9 protein-coding genes, 4 tRNA genes and 3 rRNA genes are annotated in these 15,511 nt (G+C 54.5%); 5 read left to right on the forward strand and 11 right to left on the reverse strand.

From position 1 onward, the window contains the following. The first annotated feature begins 75 nt into the window (after window positions 1-75). Complete coding sequence (locus tag AC3IUE_RS25095; protein ID WP_489264099.1) at window positions 76-4,212, forward strand: CheR family methyltransferase; 4,137 nt, start codon at window positions 76-78, stop codon at window positions 4,210-4,212. 7 nt (window positions 4,213-4,219) lie between these two features. Here AC3IUE_RS25095 and AC3IUE_RS25100 read toward each other — a convergent pair whose 3' ends face one another. The 5 genes from AC3IUE_RS25100 to AC3IUE_RS25120 form a co-directional block, all read right to left on the reverse strand. Next, window positions 4,220-4,759, reverse strand: coding sequence for a hypothetical protein (locus tag AC3IUE_RS25100; RefSeq protein ID WP_461999580.1), 540 nt, complete (start codon window positions 4,757-4,759; stop codon window positions 4,220-4,222). Window positions 4,760-4,908: 149 nt separating this feature from the next. Beyond that, window positions 4,909-5,024, reverse strand: a 5S ribosomal RNA gene (rrf, locus tag AC3IUE_RS25105). Window positions 5,025-5,180: 156 nt separating this feature from the next. After that, a 23S ribosomal RNA gene (locus AC3IUE_RS25110) occupies window positions 5,181-8,072 on the reverse strand. A gap of 315 nt (window positions 8,073-8,387) precedes the next feature. Beyond that, window positions 8,388-9,926, reverse strand: a 16S ribosomal RNA gene (locus tag AC3IUE_RS25115). The 16S, 23S and 5S rRNA genes sit together here, the layout of an rRNA operon. A gap of 679 nt (window positions 9,927-10,605) precedes the next feature. Then, window positions 10,606-10,682, reverse strand: a tRNA-Arg gene (locus tag AC3IUE_RS25120). A 292-nt stretch (window positions 10,683-10,974) separates the two neighbouring features. On the opposite strand from AC3IUE_RS25120, the gene AC3IUE_RS25125 reads away from it, so the two are divergent. Both AC3IUE_RS25125 and AC3IUE_RS25130 read left to right on the forward strand, forming a co-directional pair. After that, complete coding sequence (locus AC3IUE_RS25125; protein WP_461999581.1) at window positions 10,975-11,208, forward strand: hypothetical protein; 234 nt, start codon at window positions 10,975-10,977, stop codon at window positions 11,206-11,208. A gap of 22 nt (window positions 11,209-11,230) precedes the next feature. Next, entirely contained in the window at window positions 11,231-11,410 is a 180-nt protein-coding gene (locus tag AC3IUE_RS25130) for a PA3371 family protein (RefSeq protein ID WP_056741414.1), read from the forward strand. On the opposite strand, the gene phnN is transcribed toward AC3IUE_RS25130, so the two are convergent. After that, entirely contained in the window at window positions 11,385-11,957 is a 573-nt protein-coding gene (gene phnN / locus AC3IUE_RS25135) for a phosphonate metabolism protein/1,5-bisphosphokinase (PRPP-forming) PhnN (protein WP_489264100.1), read from the reverse strand. The genes AC3IUE_RS25130 and phnN overlap by 26 nt on opposite strands. 120 nt (window positions 11,958-12,077) lie before the next feature. Further along, window positions 12,078-12,233 (reverse strand): hypothetical protein, encoded by a 156-nt coding sequence (locus AC3IUE_RS25140; protein ID WP_489264101.1) that lies wholly within the window; start codon window positions 12,231-12,233, stop codon window positions 12,078-12,080. A gap of 110 nt (window positions 12,234-12,343) precedes the next feature. Between AC3IUE_RS25140 and AC3IUE_RS25145 the strand changes: the two genes are divergently transcribed. After that, complete coding sequence (locus AC3IUE_RS25145; protein WP_003178899.1) at window positions 12,344-12,670, forward strand: Arc family DNA-binding protein; 327 nt, start codon at window positions 12,344-12,346, stop codon at window positions 12,668-12,670. A gap of 105 nt (window positions 12,671-12,775) precedes the next feature. Here AC3IUE_RS25145 and mgtE read toward each other — a convergent pair whose 3' ends face one another. Continuing rightward, the gene (mgtE, locus tag AC3IUE_RS25150) at window positions 12,776-14,218 is read right to left on the reverse strand and encodes a magnesium transporter (protein WP_056741416.1); all 1,443 of its coding nucleotides are present in this window, start codon (window positions 14,216-14,218) and stop codon (window positions 12,776-12,778) included. Window positions 14,219-14,538: 320 nt separating this feature from the next. Here mgtE and AC3IUE_RS25155 point away from each other — a divergent pair, with 320 nt between their 5' ends. Next, a complete protein-coding gene (locus tag AC3IUE_RS25155; protein WP_489264102.1) occupies window positions 14,539-15,057 on the forward strand; it encodes a cell envelope protein SmpA in 519 nt (172 codons plus the stop codon). Between the two features lie 19 nt (window positions 15,058-15,076). On the opposite strand, the gene AC3IUE_RS25160 is transcribed toward AC3IUE_RS25155, so the two are convergent. The 3 genes from AC3IUE_RS25160 to AC3IUE_RS25170 form a co-directional block, all read right to left on the reverse strand. Then, window positions 15,077-15,153, reverse strand: a tRNA-Arg gene (locus AC3IUE_RS25160). Between the two features lie 71 nt (window positions 15,154-15,224). Then, window positions 15,225-15,301, reverse strand: a tRNA-Arg gene (locus AC3IUE_RS25165). A 107-nt stretch (window positions 15,302-15,408) separates the two neighbouring features. Then, window positions 15,409-15,499, reverse strand: a tRNA-Ser gene (locus AC3IUE_RS25170). Window positions 15,500-15,511: the final 12 nt, after the last annotated feature.

Raw genomic sequence — 15,511 nt, forward strand, 5'->3', positions numbered from 1 at the left:
ATTATCCTGACTTATTAGAACGCACGTACACCCCACTTGAATTCGAGGCGTTCCCCCTCGCCAAAGGCAAGCGTTATGACCACCACTCCCAAGCACTCGGCCCTTGCTCCTGAGCGAAAGGCCCTGAGCCCCAGCACCCTGGACTTTCCGGTGGTGGGCATCGGTGCGTCGGCGGGCGGGCTGCAAGCGATCAAACTGTTCTTTGAAAACATGCCTCAAGACAATGGCATGGCGTTCGTGATCATTCTCCATCTGTCGCCCGATCACCAAAGCATCGCTGACAAGATCATCCAGGAATCGACCAGGATGCCGGTTCTGCAGTTGACCGAAACAGTGGCCATCGAGAAAAACCGGGTGTACGTCATTTCACCGGCGCAACGGCTGACAATGAACGATGGCTTTCTGGAGGTCAGCGCCACAGACCCGAGCGAAGGTCGCCACGCGTCCATCGATCTGTTCTTCCGCGACCTGGCCGATGTGCACCGCGAGCGCGCCTTCTGTCTGGTGTTGTCGGGAACCGGCTCGGACGGCGCGGTTGGTTTGTCACGGATCAAGGAACAAGGTGGCATCACGCTGGTTCAGGCACCGGAAGACGCCGAATTCGATGGCATGCCTTGCGCCGCCATCGAAACCTGCATGGTTGACCTGGTGCTGCCCGTGGTGGAAATGCCGCAAAAGCTTCTGGAGCTTTGGCGCAACTCCAGGGAAATCTGTTTGCCCACCGCCAACGATCCGGAACTGCAAAGCATTGCTGCGGTGTCCGAACGTGACGCGGCACTTGCCGAACACGTGCTGCGTGACGTTCTGATTCAGTTACGCACCGGTACCGGCCATGACTTCAAACACTACAAACGCGCCACCGTGTTGCGCCGGATCGAACGCCGGATGCAGGTGACCGGCCAGCCGGACCTGAGCGCCTATTACCAGTATCTGCTGAACAACCCCGAAGAAACCAAGGCGCTGCTGGGCGACATGCTGATCGGCGTGACCAATTTCTTCCGTGACAGGGAGGCTTTCGAAGCCCTCGAACGAGATGTTGTGCCGCAATTGGTCAGCGCTGTCGTGTCCGCACAACCCGAGAAAGAAGAAATCCGCGTCTGGTCCGCGGGCTGCTCCACGGGAGAAGAAGCCTACAGCCTGGCCATGCTGCTCAACGATCAATTGCAACTGGACGCCAGCGCGGCGTCGATGCAGCTGTTTGCCACCGACATCGACGAACGCGCCATCAGCGTCGGCCGGACCGGCCTGTATCCACAAGCGATCATCACCGATGTGCCACCTTCGCGGCTGCGCCACTATTTCATCAAGGAAGACGATCACTATCGGATCCGCAAGGAGATCCGCGAAAAGGTCTTGTTCGCCAAACACAGCCTGTTGTCCGACCCGCCCTTCTCGCAGATCGATCTGATTGTTTGCCGCAACCTGCTGATCTATCTGGATCGCGAAGTGCAACGCGAAATCCTCCAGATGTTCCACTTTGCCCTGCGTCCCGGCGGCTTCCTGTTCCTCGGCTCTTCCGAGAGCGCGGACGCGTGCCACGAACTGTTTGCCCCAGTGGATAAACGCAACCGGATCTTCCGTGCCAAGACCGGCACGGCCAACAGTCGGCGCACACCGACCATGCCGCGTGGAGGTTATGTGCGGACCAACACGTCCCAACAGGTCCCGCAAAGCAGCGCGCCGCGCAAATTGTCATTTGGCGATATCCATCAACGCGCCCTCGAACAGTCCGCACCACCAAGCGTGATCGTCGATGCCAACGCCGACATCCTGCACATGAGCGAGAGTGCCGGGCGCTTCCTGCGTCATGTTGGCGGCGAATTGTCGCGTAACTTGCTGACGCTGATTCTTCCGGAACTGCGCCTGGAAATCCGCACCACGTTGTTCCAGGTCCAGCAGAGCGGCCTGCCGGTCAAGTCCCGCGAAGTGCCGATCAAGCGTGATGAGCGCAGTTACCTGATCGATCTGGTCGCGCACCCCTACAAGGATGAAGAATCAGACGGCGAATACGTCCTGGTGATTTTCGAGGAAGTCGAGGTCGACCCTGCCGAACGAGCGGCCACCACCGTGCTCCAGACCGAAAGCCAGGTGCTGTCCAACCTTGAGCGCGAACTGCAACGCACCAAGCTGCACTTGCAGGACACCATCGAACAATCGGAAGTCTCCAGCGAAGAGCTCAAGGCTTCCAACGAAGAAATGCAGGCCATCAACGAAGAACTGCGCTCGGCCACCGAAGAACTGGAGACCAGCAAGGAAGAGCTGCAGTCGATCAACGAAGAGCTGTTGACGGTCAACTATGAGCTGAAAACCAAAGTCGAAGAAACCGACAAGATCAACGACTACCTGACCAACCTGATCGCCTCCACTGACATCGCCACGGTGTTTGTCGATCGCGGCATGCGCATCAAGTGGTTCACCCCGCGCGCCACTGACATCTTCAACATGTTGCCGGTGGATACCGGGCGTTCCTTGCTCGACATTACCCATCGCCTGCATTACGAGAACCTGGTGGGAGACGCGGCGCAGGTGTTCGAATCGCTGAACATGATCGAACGCGAAGTCAGCAGCACCGACAACCGCTGGTACATCGCCCGCCTGCTGCCCTATCGTTCCAGCGAAGACCACATCGACGGCACCGTGCTGACGTTCATCGACATCACTAAACGTCGTGCGGCTGAAGAAGAGCTGCGACTGGGCGAAGAACGCATGCGCCTGGTCGCTGAAAGCACTCGCGACTACGCCATCATCACCCTCGATGAGCAGGGCGTGATCACCACCTGGAACAAAGGCGCCGAGCTGATTTTCGGCTACAGCAAGGCCGAGGCCGAGGGCGCCTATTACGACTTCATTTTCTCGCCTGAAGATCGTGCGTCCGGCGTGCCTGACAACGAACTGCTGGCGGTGCGCACCCATGGTCGCAGCGAAGATGAGCGCTGGCACTTGCGCAAGGACGGCAGCCGCTTCTTTTGCAGCGGCGAGGTGACCTTGCTCAGCGGCGACAATCTCAAAGGCTACGTCAAAATCGCCCGCGACCTGACCGGCCATAAACGCCAGCATGAAGAACAGAGCCAACAACTGGCCGAAACGCGCAACACCAATTACCTCAAGGATGAATTCTTCGCGGTCATGTCCCACGAACTCAAGCATCCGCTGAACCTGATTCAGCTCAATGCAGAACTGCTGCGTCGCTTGCCGATGACCAAGTCGGTGGCGCCGGCCGCCAAGGCCGTCAACACCATCTGCGACGCCGTCAACAGCCAGGCAAGGATCATCGATGACCTGCTGGATGTCGCCCGGGTCCGTACCGGCAAACTCAAACTGAAACCAATTGCTGTGGATCTGGGCGGTGTGTTGCGCGACATTCATGCCGTCGTGCTCAGCGACCGACACGACGCCACCGTCGAACTGCTCGTGCCTTCAGACGCCTTGATGGTCCATGCCGACCCGACGCGCCTGGAGCAAATTATCTGGAACCTGGTGAATAACGCGCTGAAATTCACACCCTCCAACGGCCACGTGCAATTAATCGCCAGCCAGGTTGGAAACATGGCGCGGCTGGACGTCAAAGACAACGGTGCAGGCATCGCACCCGAGAACCTCGATCACGTGTTCGACCTGTTCGGCCAGGCGGAAAAGCAGCACGTCAGCCACAACCGTGAAGGGCTGGGGATCGGCTTGTCACTGGTCCGCCAGTTGACCGAGGCCCAACGGGGAACGGTTGAGGTGAACTCTGCCGGGGTGGGAACAGGTTGTACCTTCACGGTTTACCTGCCCTTGGCCCACACCAAAGATGAGCCGCAATCCCCGACCCAGGTCGAAGAATCCTCTGGCAGGCTGAGCGGTTTGACGATCCTGCTGGTCGACGACTCCGCCGATGTACTGGAAACCTTGAAAATGCTGCTGGAAATGGAAGACGCGCAAGTGATTGCGTTCGACCGTCCGGTGGCGGCTTTGGATGCCGCAAAAAGCACGCGCTTCGACCTGATCATTTCTGATCTGGGCATGCCGGTCATGAACGGCCACGAGCTGATGAGCGCCTTGCGTCAGTTGCCACTGGTCAAGGATGTACCGGCCATTGCGCTGACCGGCTATGGCGCCCACAGCGATATCCAAAAGTCACGGCAATCGGGCTTTGACCAGCACATTGGAAAACCGGTGTCCTACGATGATCTGATCGAAACCATTGAGGCTCTGCGACGCTCCCAGACTTGAGGCAGAGTCAGCACAGGTAGGCGCGTTGTACGCAGGCTCGTCGATCGATGGCCTGCCTGAGCCGATCCTTGTGATCCGCCCAGACCGTGGGGTCGACTTTGGTTGAGCGCATCAGCGTCAACATGGCCGACTTGGCGGCCAGGTACTCCGACCAGGCATCGTCGGACCTGAGCTTCAACGACTCGCGCTCGGTCATTTCCATCCGCCGCAGGGCCAGTTCCGGCTCATCGGTAATCACCGGACTCAAGGTCAGCTGCACTCGGTGCGGCGCGACGAATTCCTGGGTGTCCGCGACAATCTCCTTCGCCCGCTGAGCGCCCCACTTCAACGCCGCGCAGTAATGCTCACCGGCGTAGCGGTCATGAAACTCCTCGCAAATCGCCCAGCCATCGGTGTCGTAGACGCCTATAAATACCTGGGTAACCCCCTCATGACTGACCCGTGCCTGCACCTCGATGTGCAAGCCATTGCTGAGTACCTCTTCATGCGTATGGAGGGGTAACTGCGTGTTGGTCCATAACCAGAATTTTGTGCCTCTACGCCGCATCGACGTCGCCCCATGAGTTGTGTCTGGAGTAAGGCACAGCAATGACGGACTTTCCATGTAGATCGTCGGGTGGCGTGAGCCGGTGTCACTTTTCTGCTGGCAAAACAAAACCCCTACCTGCATACGCAGATAGGGGTTTCGGAATTTAATCTTGACGATGACCTACTCTCACATGGGGAAACCCCACACTACCATCGGCGATGCATCGTTTCACTGCTGAGTTCGGGATGGGATCAGGTGGTTCCAATGCTCTATGGTCGTCAAGAAATTCGGGTACTGAGTCGTGACCTGTTGGTCTCGCTTCAGCAAATTGGGTATGTGACAGCAGGTGTTTTGTGAGTATCTCGAACTTTCGGTTCGTTTCGTCTTCACACACCGCAATCTGGTGCCTTTTCAGGTCAGCAAATTGCTTGGGTGTTATATGGTCAAGCCTCACGGGCAATTAGTATTGGTTAGCTCAACGCCTCACAGCGCTTACACACCCAACCTATCAACGTCGTAGTCTTCGACGGCCCTTCAGGGGACTCAAGGTCCCAGTGAGATCTCATCTTGAGGCTAGTTTCCCGCTTAGATGCTTTCAGCGGTTATCTATTCCGAACATAGCTACCCGGCAATGCCACTGGCGTGACAACCGGAACACCAGAGGTTCGTCCACTCCGGTCCTCTCGTACTAGGAGCAGCCCCTCTCAAATCTCAAACGTCCACGGCAGATAGGGACCGAACTGTCTCACGACGTTCTAAACCCAGCTCGCGTACCACTTTAAATGGCGAACAGCCATACCCTTGGGACCGGCTTCAGCCCCAGGATGTGATGAGCCGACATCGAGGTGCCAAACACCGCCGTCGATATGAACTCTTGGGCGGTATCAGCCTGTTATCCCCGGAGTACCTTTTATCCGTTGAGCGATGGCCCTTCCATACAGAACCACCGGATCACTAAGACCTACTTTCGTACCTGCTCGACGTGTCTGTCTCGCAGTCAAGCGCGCTTTTGCCTTTATACTCTACGACCGATTTCCGACCGGTCTGAGCGCACCTTCGTACTCCTCCGTTACTCTTTAGGAGGAGACCGCCCCAGTCAAACTACCCACCATACACTGTCCTCGATCCGGATAACGGACCTGAGTTAGAACCTCAAAGTTGCCAGGGTGGTATTTCAAGGTTGGCTCCACGCGAACTGGCGTCCACGCTTCAAAGCCTCCCACCTATCCTACACAAGCAAATTCAAAGTCCAGTGCAAAGCTATAGTAAAGGTTCACGGGGTCTTTCCGTCTAGCCGCGGATACACTGCATCTTCACAGCGATTTCAATTTCACTGAGTCTCGGGTGGAGACAGCGCCGCCATCGTTACGCCATTCGTGCAGGTCGGAACTTACCCGACAAGGAATTTCGCTACCTTAGGACCGTTATAGTTACGGCCGCCGTTTACCGGGGCTTCGATCAAGAGCTTCGCGTTAGCTAACCCCATCAATTAACCTTCCGGCACCGGGCAGGCGTCACACCCTATACGTCCACTTTCGTGTTTGCAGAGTGCTGTGTTTTTAATAAACAGTCGCAGCGGCCTGGTATCTTCGACCGGCATGGGCTTACGCAGTAAATGCTTCACCCTCACCGGCGCACCTTCTCCCGAAGTTACGGTGCCATTTTGCCTAGTTCCTTCACCCGAGTTCTCTCAAGCGCCTTGGTATTCTCTACCCAACCACCTGTGTCGGTTTGGGGTACGGTTCCTGGTTACCTGAAGCTTAGAAGCTTTTCTTGGAAGCATGGCATCAACCACTTCGTCACCCAAAGGGTAACTCGTCATCAGCTCTCGGCCTTAGAATCCCGGATTTACCTAAGATTCCAGCCTACCACCTTAAACTTGGACAACCAACGCCAAGCTGGCCTAGCCTTCTCCGTCCCTCCATCGCAATAACCAGAAGTACAGGAATATTAACCTGTTTTCCATCGACTACGCTTTTCAGCCTCGCCTTAGGGACCGACTAACCCTGCGTCGATTAACGTTGCGCAGGAAACCTTGGTCTTTCGGCGTGGGTGTTTTTCACACCCATTGTCGTTACTCATGTCAGCATTCGCACTTCTGATACCTCCAGCAAGCTTCTCAACTCACCTTCACAGGCTTACAGAACGCTCCTCTACCGCATCACCTAAGTGATACCCGTAGCTTCGGTGTATGGTTTGAGCCCCGTTACATCTTCCGCGCAGGCCGACTCGACTAGTGAGCTATTACGCTTTCTTTAAAGGGTGGCTGCTTCTAAGCCAACCTCCTAGCTGTCTAAGCCTTCCCACATCGTTTCCCACTTAACCATAACTTTGGGACCTTAGCTGACGGTCTGGGTTGTTTCCCTTTTCACGACGGACGTTAGCACCCGCCGTGTGTCTCCCATGCTCGGCACTTGTAGGTATTCGGAGTTTGCATCGGTTTGGTAAGTCGGGATGACCCCCTAGCCGAAACAGTGCTCTACCCCCTACAGTGATACATGAGGCGCTACCTAAATAGCTTTCGAGGAGAACCAGCTATCTCCGAGCTTGATTAGCCTTTCACTCCGATCCACAGGTCATCCGCTAACTTTTCAACGGTAGTCGGTTCGGTCCTCCAGTTAGTGTTACCCAACCTTCAACCTGCCCATGGATAGATCGCCCGGTTTCGGGTCTATTCCCAGCGACTAGACGCCCTATTAAGACTCGCTTTCGCTACGCCTCCCCTATTCGGTTAAGCTCGCCACTGAAAATAAGTCGCTGACCCATTATACAAAAGGTACGCAGTCACCCAACAAAGTGGGCTCCCACTGCTTGTACGCATACGGTTTCAGGATCTATTTCACTCCCCTCTCCGGGGTTCTTTTCGCCTTTCCCTCACGGTACTAGTTCACTATCGGTCAGTCAGTAGTATTTAGCCTTGGAGGATGGTCCCCCCATATTCAGACAAAGTTTCTCGTGCTCCGTCCTACTCGATTTCATGACTAAGAGATTTTCGCGTACAGGGCTATCACCCACTATGGCCGCACTTTCCAGAGCGTTCCGCTAATCTCAAAGCCACTTAAGGGCTAGTCCCCGTTCGCTCGCCACTACTAAGGGAATCTCGGTTGATTTCTTTTCCTCAGGGTACTTAGATGTTTCAGTTCCCCTGGTTCGCCTCTTAAGCCTATGTATTCAGCTTAAGATAACCATCTTATGATGGCTGGGTTCCCCCATTCAGACATCTCCGGATCAAAGTCTGTTTGCCGACTCCCCGAAGCTTTTCGCAGGCTACCACGTCTTTCATCGCCTCTGACTGCCAAGGCATCCACCGTATGCGCTTCTTCACTTGACCATATAACCCCAAGCAATCTGGTTATACTGTGAAGACGACATTCGCCGAAAATTCGATAATACTCAATTAAGAGCAACTCACAAATTTTACCTTAGCCTGATCCAACACCAGTGAAAGTGTTGTTCAGTCTATCTTTCTATCACATACCCAAATTTTTAAAGAACGATCTAATCAAAGATTAGAAATCAATATTCATTTTCGAATACTCATTTCTAAACTCTAACGACACAAGCCACCCTGGAGGCTGGCTTATCGTCTTCTTCAATGAATCAAGCAATTCGTGTGGGAACTTATGGAGCAGCTGATGTCGTCGATTAAGGAGGTGATCCAGCCGCAGGTTCCCCTACGGCTACCTTGTTACGACTTCACCCCAGTCATGAATCACACCGTGGTAACCGTCCTCCCGAAGGTTAGACTAGCTACTTCTGGTGCAACCCACTCCCATGGTGTGACGGGCGGTGTGTACAAGGCCCGGGAACGTATTCACCGCGACATTCTGATTCGCGATTACTAGCGATTCCGACTTCACGCAGTCGAGTTGCAGACTGCGATCCGGACTACGATCGGTTTTCTGGGATTAGCTCCACCTCGCGGCTTGGCAACCCTCTGTACCGACCATTGTAGCACGTGTGTAGCCCAGGCCGTAAGGGCCATGATGACTTGACGTCATCCCCACCTTCCTCCGGTTTGTCACCGGCAGTCTCCTTAGAGTGCCCACCATTACGTGCTGGTAACTAAGGACAAGGGTTGCGCTCGTTACGGGACTTAACCCAACATCTCACGACACGAGCTGACGACAGCCATGCAGCACCTGTCTCAATGTTCCCGAAGGCACTCCGCTATCTCTAGCAGATTCATTGGATGTCAAGGCCTGGTAAGGTTCTTCGCGTTGCTTCGAATTAAACCACATGCTCCACCGCTTGTGCGGGCCCCCGTCAATTCATTTGAGTTTTAACCTTGCGGCCGTACTCCCCAGGCGGTCAACTTAATGCGTTAGCTGCGCCACTAAGAGCTCAAGGCTCCCAACGGCTAGTTGACATCGTTTACGGCGTGGACTACCAGGGTATCTAATCCTGTTTGCTCCCCACGCTTTCGCACCTCAGTGTCAGTATCAGTCCAGGTGGTCGCCTTCGCCACTGGTGTTCCTTCCTATATCTACGCATTTCACCGCTACACAGGAAATTCCACCACCCTCTACCATACTCTAGCTTGTCAGTTTTGAATGCAGTTCCCAGGTTGAGCCCGGGGATTTCACATCCAACTTAACAAACCACCTACGCGCGCTTTACGCCCAGTAATTCCGATTAACGCTTGCACCCTCTGTATTACCGCGGCTGCTGGCACAGAGTTAGCCGGTGCTTATTCTGTCGGTAACGTCAAGACACCAACGTATTAGGTTAATGCCCTTCCTCCCAACTTAAAGTGCTTTACAATCCGAAGACCTTCTTCACACACGCGGCATGGCTGGATCAGGCTTTCGCCCATTGTCCAATATTCCCCACTGCTGCCTCCCGTAGGAGTCTGGACCGTGTCTCAGTTCCAGTGTGACTGATCATCCTCTCAGACCAGTTACGGATCGTCGCCTTGGTGAGCCATTACCTCACCAACTAGCTAATCCGACCTAGGCTCATCTGATAGCGCAAGGCCCGAAGGTCCCCTGCTTTCTCCCGTAGGACGTATGCGGTATTAGCGTCCGTTTCCGAGCGTTATCCCCCACTACCAGGCAGATTCCTAGGCATTACTCACCCGTCCGCCGCTCGCCACCAGGTACAAGTACCCGTGCTGCCGCTCGACTTGCATGTGTTAGGCCTGCCGCCAGCGTTCAATCTGAGCCATGATCAAACTCTTCAGTTCAAACATCTTTGGGTTTTTAAGAAACCCTAAACTTGGCTCAGCAATCGTTGGTTACATCTTTGATTTCTCGCGGAGTAACTTGTGATGCTGATAATCTTGTTGACTATCAGTCTGACCCCACAAGCACCCACACGAATTGCTTGATTCAGTTGTTAAAGAGCGGTTGGTTAAGATCTTTCGTCTCAACCGAGGAGCGTACTCTACAGCACACATCCCTAAGTAGCAACCTTAAAAGTTTCTGATTTTTTAACCAAATCAATTACTTAGACTAAAAGCAACATCGTGCTGCTCGTTAGCGGGAGGCGAATAGTACAGGATTAAAATACGCGGTCAACCCCCGTCTCAAAATTCTTTTCCTTATAAAGGAGCCTAGGGTGCCACTATGAAAACGCCCAAGGCCTGATGCTAACGTTCAGGCGTTCCACTACCCAGGCCCCGAACAACCATTCAAGGATGGCCAATAGAACAGCACTGCCCCCGGCAGACACAATTGTGGCCAGAGCGAACTCATCAGCGCATCCATACCTCTCCTTAATAGAAGGGAACGGTTATGAAAAAGCCCCGCCAGATAATTATCTGAGCGAGGCTTTTTTATACCTGAAGCAATCCGCTTGCACCCACGCTGTACCCATGAGGGTTTACCGGAGGGGTCATGAATTTCTAGAGGCCTTGAGTTATATGGTGTCCCAGGGCAGGTTCGAACTGCCAACCTTCCCCTTAGGAGGGGGATGCTCTATCCAATTGAGCTACTGAGACACAGATCGACCACGAAGAAGCGCGATGCGATGGACGGCGTGCATGGTAACGGGCAGGCCTGCTTTTGTCATGTCGTCCGTTGGGCTTTTTAAGTGTAGGCAGACGCCTCGCAGGAGCGTGGCTTTGTTTACCGTGCAAATTGCATCACCGCAAAAAGCCATCATTGCAAAATGCAATGCAGGCACCTCGATGAAATATCTTAATTCATTGTTTTTAAAGGATTTAATTACCGTTAGACTCTTGGCATGCCGGCTGCTTTAGCTGTTCTCGAAGAACAACGGAGGCCAGCCTCATGAACAGCGCCCTTTTACTCTCGATCGCGATCGCTCTGGCGATTCTGCTGGGCTTTCATTTTGTCCCCGAGAGCGGTGTAGATCCGGTTGCTCAACAAATGCCTCATTACCTTCAGGTGCAAAGAGCGCCTCAACTGGCGGTAATGAGCGATCAGCGCAGCTTTGTCAGCCAAGAGGTGAGCCAGGAGGGCATTCTGCTGCCGGCTCAGTCTTCAGAACGTTTGGTATTTTGAATCACCCCATCAGGAGCACCGCATGTCCAAATCAGCCGCAGGGTTTTTCATCCTCGCCTTACTGAGCGGCATTCTTCATCTATCAGTGGTCCAGGATACGGTCCTCACCCTGCCTTTGATCGCCAGCGGTGTGTTCGGTGCGCTGTTTGTGCTGGCGTTGATTGCCGGGCGCAAGATCAAGTTCGATCCGGTACTGCGTTAATCCTCAACAGGTCCAGCAAATTGGCAACTGTGGTGGACAGTTCGCCTGAATTGTCGAGTCGATGGATCTGCGTGTCACCGATTGAACCCGCGGCCGTGAATAACCCATTGCGATGCAGCCGCGCTTCAATCTCAGTAAAACTCTCGCGACCACGGCGCAGCAGGCGCTCTCGCAGAACTTCATCCTTGACCGTCAAAAGAACCGGCAACAGTGCTGGATACCTGTGCAGCGCTTCAGCCAGATGGCCGCGAGAACCGTTGACCAAGACATGCCGACCGTCATTGAGCCATTGATCTATTTCGATCGGAATACCGTAATCCAGGCCATTGGCGTTCCAGCACAGCGCGAAATCGCCCTGGACTCTGTGTTGCTCGAACTCTTCCCGCGAAACGCCAATCGCATCTTCGCCCACTGATTCGGCCGAACGCGTGATGACCCGACGCACCACTTCGCAATTGAGCGTCTGCAACGGCTCTCGAGCGGCTTCGATGAGGCTGTCCTTGCCGGACCCAGAAGGCCCCATCAAGTAAATCAGCCTGCCATCCATCTTGAAATCACCTCGCACTGCACGTCTTCCCCTAGTAAATCGGCCAATTGCCACTATCCTGTACAAGTAAGGAACACTGATCGAATCTGCACAGCATGCGCCTCCAGGCGTCCCAGGGCATCACCTGCCGGGCAAGAGGAGGCGGTCAGCAATACGGACCAGGACAAGCTTTTCAAACCAGTCCGCATTTCTGATAATTGGTGCTGGCATAACGCCTTTATCCAGTTCAATATTTGTCACAGAATTGACGCCAATGAACTGGCTGCTTTGAGGCATGATGCGAGCCTCTATCAATTCAGGTTGAACATTTGGCCAGACCGCTTGTCCTATCAGACATCCTGCGGCCAATCCCGAGAACCGCTCCCCTGAACTAACCGGTTAAATATATGCGCCCATTGAAACAGGCAATTTATTCCAGCCGTACGGCTGACAAGTTCGTCGTACGTCTGCCAGACGGAATGCGTGAACGCATTGCCGAGGTGGCTCGCAATCATCATCGCAGCATGAACTCCGAAATCATCGCGCGCCTCGAGCAGAGCCTTATTCAGGAAGGCGCGCTGGGCGAAGAATTGAGCATGCGCCTGGACAGCCCGGAGCTGTCATTACACGAACGCGAACTACTGCAACGCTTCCGCCAACTCTCCCACCGTCAGCAGAACGCTCTTGTTTCGCTGATTGCGCATGATGCCGAAATGGCCGCAGACGCTTCCTGATTTCATCCGAAAGTTCAAGCCAGCTTAATCGCTGGCTTTTTTTTGCCTGAAATTCGGGCATAAAAAAACCCGCCGATTGATTGGCGGGTTTTTAATGTCGATAAGTCAGAGCAGGAAGATCGTTGCCAGCCCAAGAAAGATGAAGAACCCGCCGCTGTCCGTCATGGCGGTGATCATCACGCTGGCGCCCATCGCAGGATCGCGCCCAAGCCGCGCCAGGGTCATGGGAATCAACACCCCCGCCAATGCCGCCAGCAACAGGTTGAGCGTCATGGCCGCGGTCATCACCACCCCCAGAGACCAACTGCCGTACAGCAGATAGGCGACGACACCGATCACACCACCCCAGACCAGGCCATTGATCAGACCTACCGCCAACTCCTTGCGCATCAGGCGCGAAGTATTGCCGGTGCTGACCTGATCCAGCGCCATGGCCCGAACGATCATGGTGATCGTCTGGTTACCCGAGTTACCACCGATACCCGCCACGATTGGCATCAGTGCCGCCAACGCCACCAATTTCTCGATGGAGCCTTCGAAAAGACCAATCACCCGGGATGCGATGAATGCGGTGATCAGGTTAACTGCCAGCCAGGCCCAACGGTTACGCAGGGATTTCCAGACTGACGCAAAAATATCTTCCTCTTCACGCAGACCCGCCATGTTGAGAACTTCGTTTTCGCTCTCTTCACGAATCAGGTCGACCATTTCATCGATGGTCAGACGGCCGATCAGCTTGCCGTTCTTATCGACCACAGGCGCCGAGATCAAGTCGTAACGTTCGAACGCCTGAGCAGCGTCATAGGCGTCTTCATCCGGATGAAAACTCACCGGGTCGCTGGCCATGACTTCCGAAACCTGTTTTTCCGGGTCGTTGACCAGCAAACGCTTGATCGGCAACACACCCTTGAGCACGCCGTCGTAATCGACCACGAACAGTTTGTCCGTGTGGCTAGGCAACTCCTTGAGGCGCCGCAGGTAACGCAAAACCACTTCGAGACTGACGTCCTCACGGATCGTCACCATCTCGAAGTCCATCAGCGCACCGACCTGCTCCTCGTCGTAGGACAACGCAGAGCGGACGCGCTCACGCTGTTGACCGTCGAGGGTTTCCATCAGCTCGTGGACGACGTCTCGCGGCAGCTCGGAGGCCAGGTCAGCAAGTTCGTCGGCGTCCATGTCCTTGGCTGCAGCCAAGAGCTCGTGATCGTCCATGTCGGCGATCAGCGTTTCACGAACCGAATCGGATACTTCGAGCAGAATGTCGCCGTCGCGATCGGCCTTGACCAATTGCCAGAGCGTCAGACGATCGCCCAGCGGCAAGGCTTCAAGGATGTAGGCGACGTCGGCGGAGTGCAGATCATCGAGCTTGCGTTGCAACTCGACGAGGTTTTGCCGGTGAACCAGGTTCTCGACCCGGTCGTGATGCGGACCTTCCTGGCGGTGAGTCAGGTCTTCGACCACCCGCTGACGTTGCAGCAGCTCAACAACTTGAGCGAGGCGGTCCTGCAAGCTTTCCTGCGTTTTCTTTACTTCAACTTCAGACATAGGCGAACTCCACTCCCAGCAGCGGGGCACGCCGGAAGGATCAATCAGTCAATTCATGATTGGAAAAACGGGGTACTGAGTAACTACTGGGTAAGTCCATGGAGGTATTCCACAAGCCCCGGCGGGGCTGACGGGCGCAATGATACACCGCCCGACGGTTTTAAACGTTAAAAAATCGTGGCTGAAACAAGCGCTTGCAAGACAAACCTGAGCACCGCCCTGATCCATGAAACTGCGACGACTCATCCTGAAAAGAAAACACACCACAGCCGAAAAATGTAACGACTACCCTTCAGATGGACCGTCATGGAGGACGTTTGATGCCATCGAATGCACATTGTTTTTTGTTGATCACCCTGCTCTGCCCGTCGCCCTGGGCGCTTGCGACGACCGTTCACCGCTGTGAGGCGGCCGATGGGCGCACTACCTTCACTACGTTGAGTTGTGCGGCCGGAGACAGCCTTTCGCTTCAGGATGTACGCACTTTCACACCAGGCAGCACGACCGCTCTCATGCCAGAAGCCGAGAATCGCGAAACATCAGGTATGAAAATCAAAAGGAGAGATCCGACTGTCGTCGGCAAGACCGAGGACAAATGTGGAAACCTGATCAGCGCCAAAGAACGCCGAGAAGCAATCATCAATCAGCGAGTTGTTGCCGGCATGAGTCAGCACGATGTCGAGAGCGCCCTTGGCAAGCCAGACAAGATCAATATTCGCAATTCGGCCACGAGCTACCGTTACGACACCAAGCGAGGTCGTAGCGCACACGTTGAATTCGATGAGAGAGGATGCACCAAAGGAAAAGCCAAATCCCAGACGGCAAAAAGCCCGCGTTAAACGCGGGCTTTTTGTTGTTTGGTGCACTCGACAGGATTCGAACCTGTGACCGCTCGGTTCGTAGCCGAGTACTCTATCCAGCTGAGCTACGAGTGCATTTGTGTTTTTATACCAGATCACAACTGGTTGAAGCCAAGTCATTCACATTACTGCAGATGACTCTTAAATGGTGCACTCGACAGGATTCGAACCTGTGACCGCTCGGTTCGTAGCCGAGTACTCTATCCAGCTGAGCTACGAGTGCATTTGTTGCCGCGCATTATAGGCCGTCTAATCTCTATGTCAAACACTTTTTCTAGTAATTTCAACAACTTACCGAAGAAGCCAGATTACAACGTACTACGCAAATAATGGCGGAGAACGGGGGATTCGAACCCCCGACACCCTTTTGAGGTGTACTCCCTTAGCAGGGGAGCGCCTTCGGCCACTCGGCCAGCTCTCCGCAACACGGGGC

The sequence above is a fragment of the Pseudomonas sp. GL_093 genome, from assembly GCF_057837605.1.

Excerpts from the sequence above, each read along its gene's own strand:
- AC3IUE_RS25130 (WP_056741414.1), top strand. The coding sequence starts at position 11,231 with ATGTCCAAATCAGCCGCAGGGTTTTTCATCCTCGCCTTACTGAGCGGC.
- AC3IUE_RS25095 (WP_489264099.1), top strand. The coding sequence starts at position 76 with ATGACCACCACTCCCAAGCACTCGGCCCTTGCTCCTGAGCGAAAGGCC.
- mgtE (WP_056741416.1), bottom strand. The coding sequence starts at position 14,218 with ATGTCTGAAGTTGAAGTAAAGAAAACGCAGGAAAGCTTGCAGGACCGC.
- AC3IUE_RS25145 (WP_003178899.1), top strand. The coding sequence starts at position 12,344 with ATGCGCCCATTGAAACAGGCAATTTATTCCAGCCGTACGGCTGACAAG.
- AC3IUE_RS25140 (WP_489264101.1), bottom strand. The coding sequence starts at position 12,233 with ATGCCTCAAAGCAGCCAGTTCATTGGCGTCAATTCTGTGACAAATATT.
- AC3IUE_RS25100 (WP_461999580.1), bottom strand. The coding sequence starts at position 4,759 with ATGCGGCGTAGAGGCACAAAATTCTGGTTATGGACCAACACGCAGTTA.
- phnN (WP_489264100.1), bottom strand. The coding sequence starts at position 11,957 with ATGGATGGCAGGCTGATTTACTTGATGGGGCCTTCTGGGTCCGGCAAG.
- AC3IUE_RS25155 (WP_489264102.1), top strand. The coding sequence starts at position 14,539 with ATGCCATCGAATGCACATTGTTTTTTGTTGATCACCCTGCTCTGCCCG.
- AC3IUE_RS25125 (WP_461999581.1), top strand. The coding sequence starts at position 10,975 with ATGAACAGCGCCCTTTTACTCTCGATCGCGATCGCTCTGGCGATTCTG.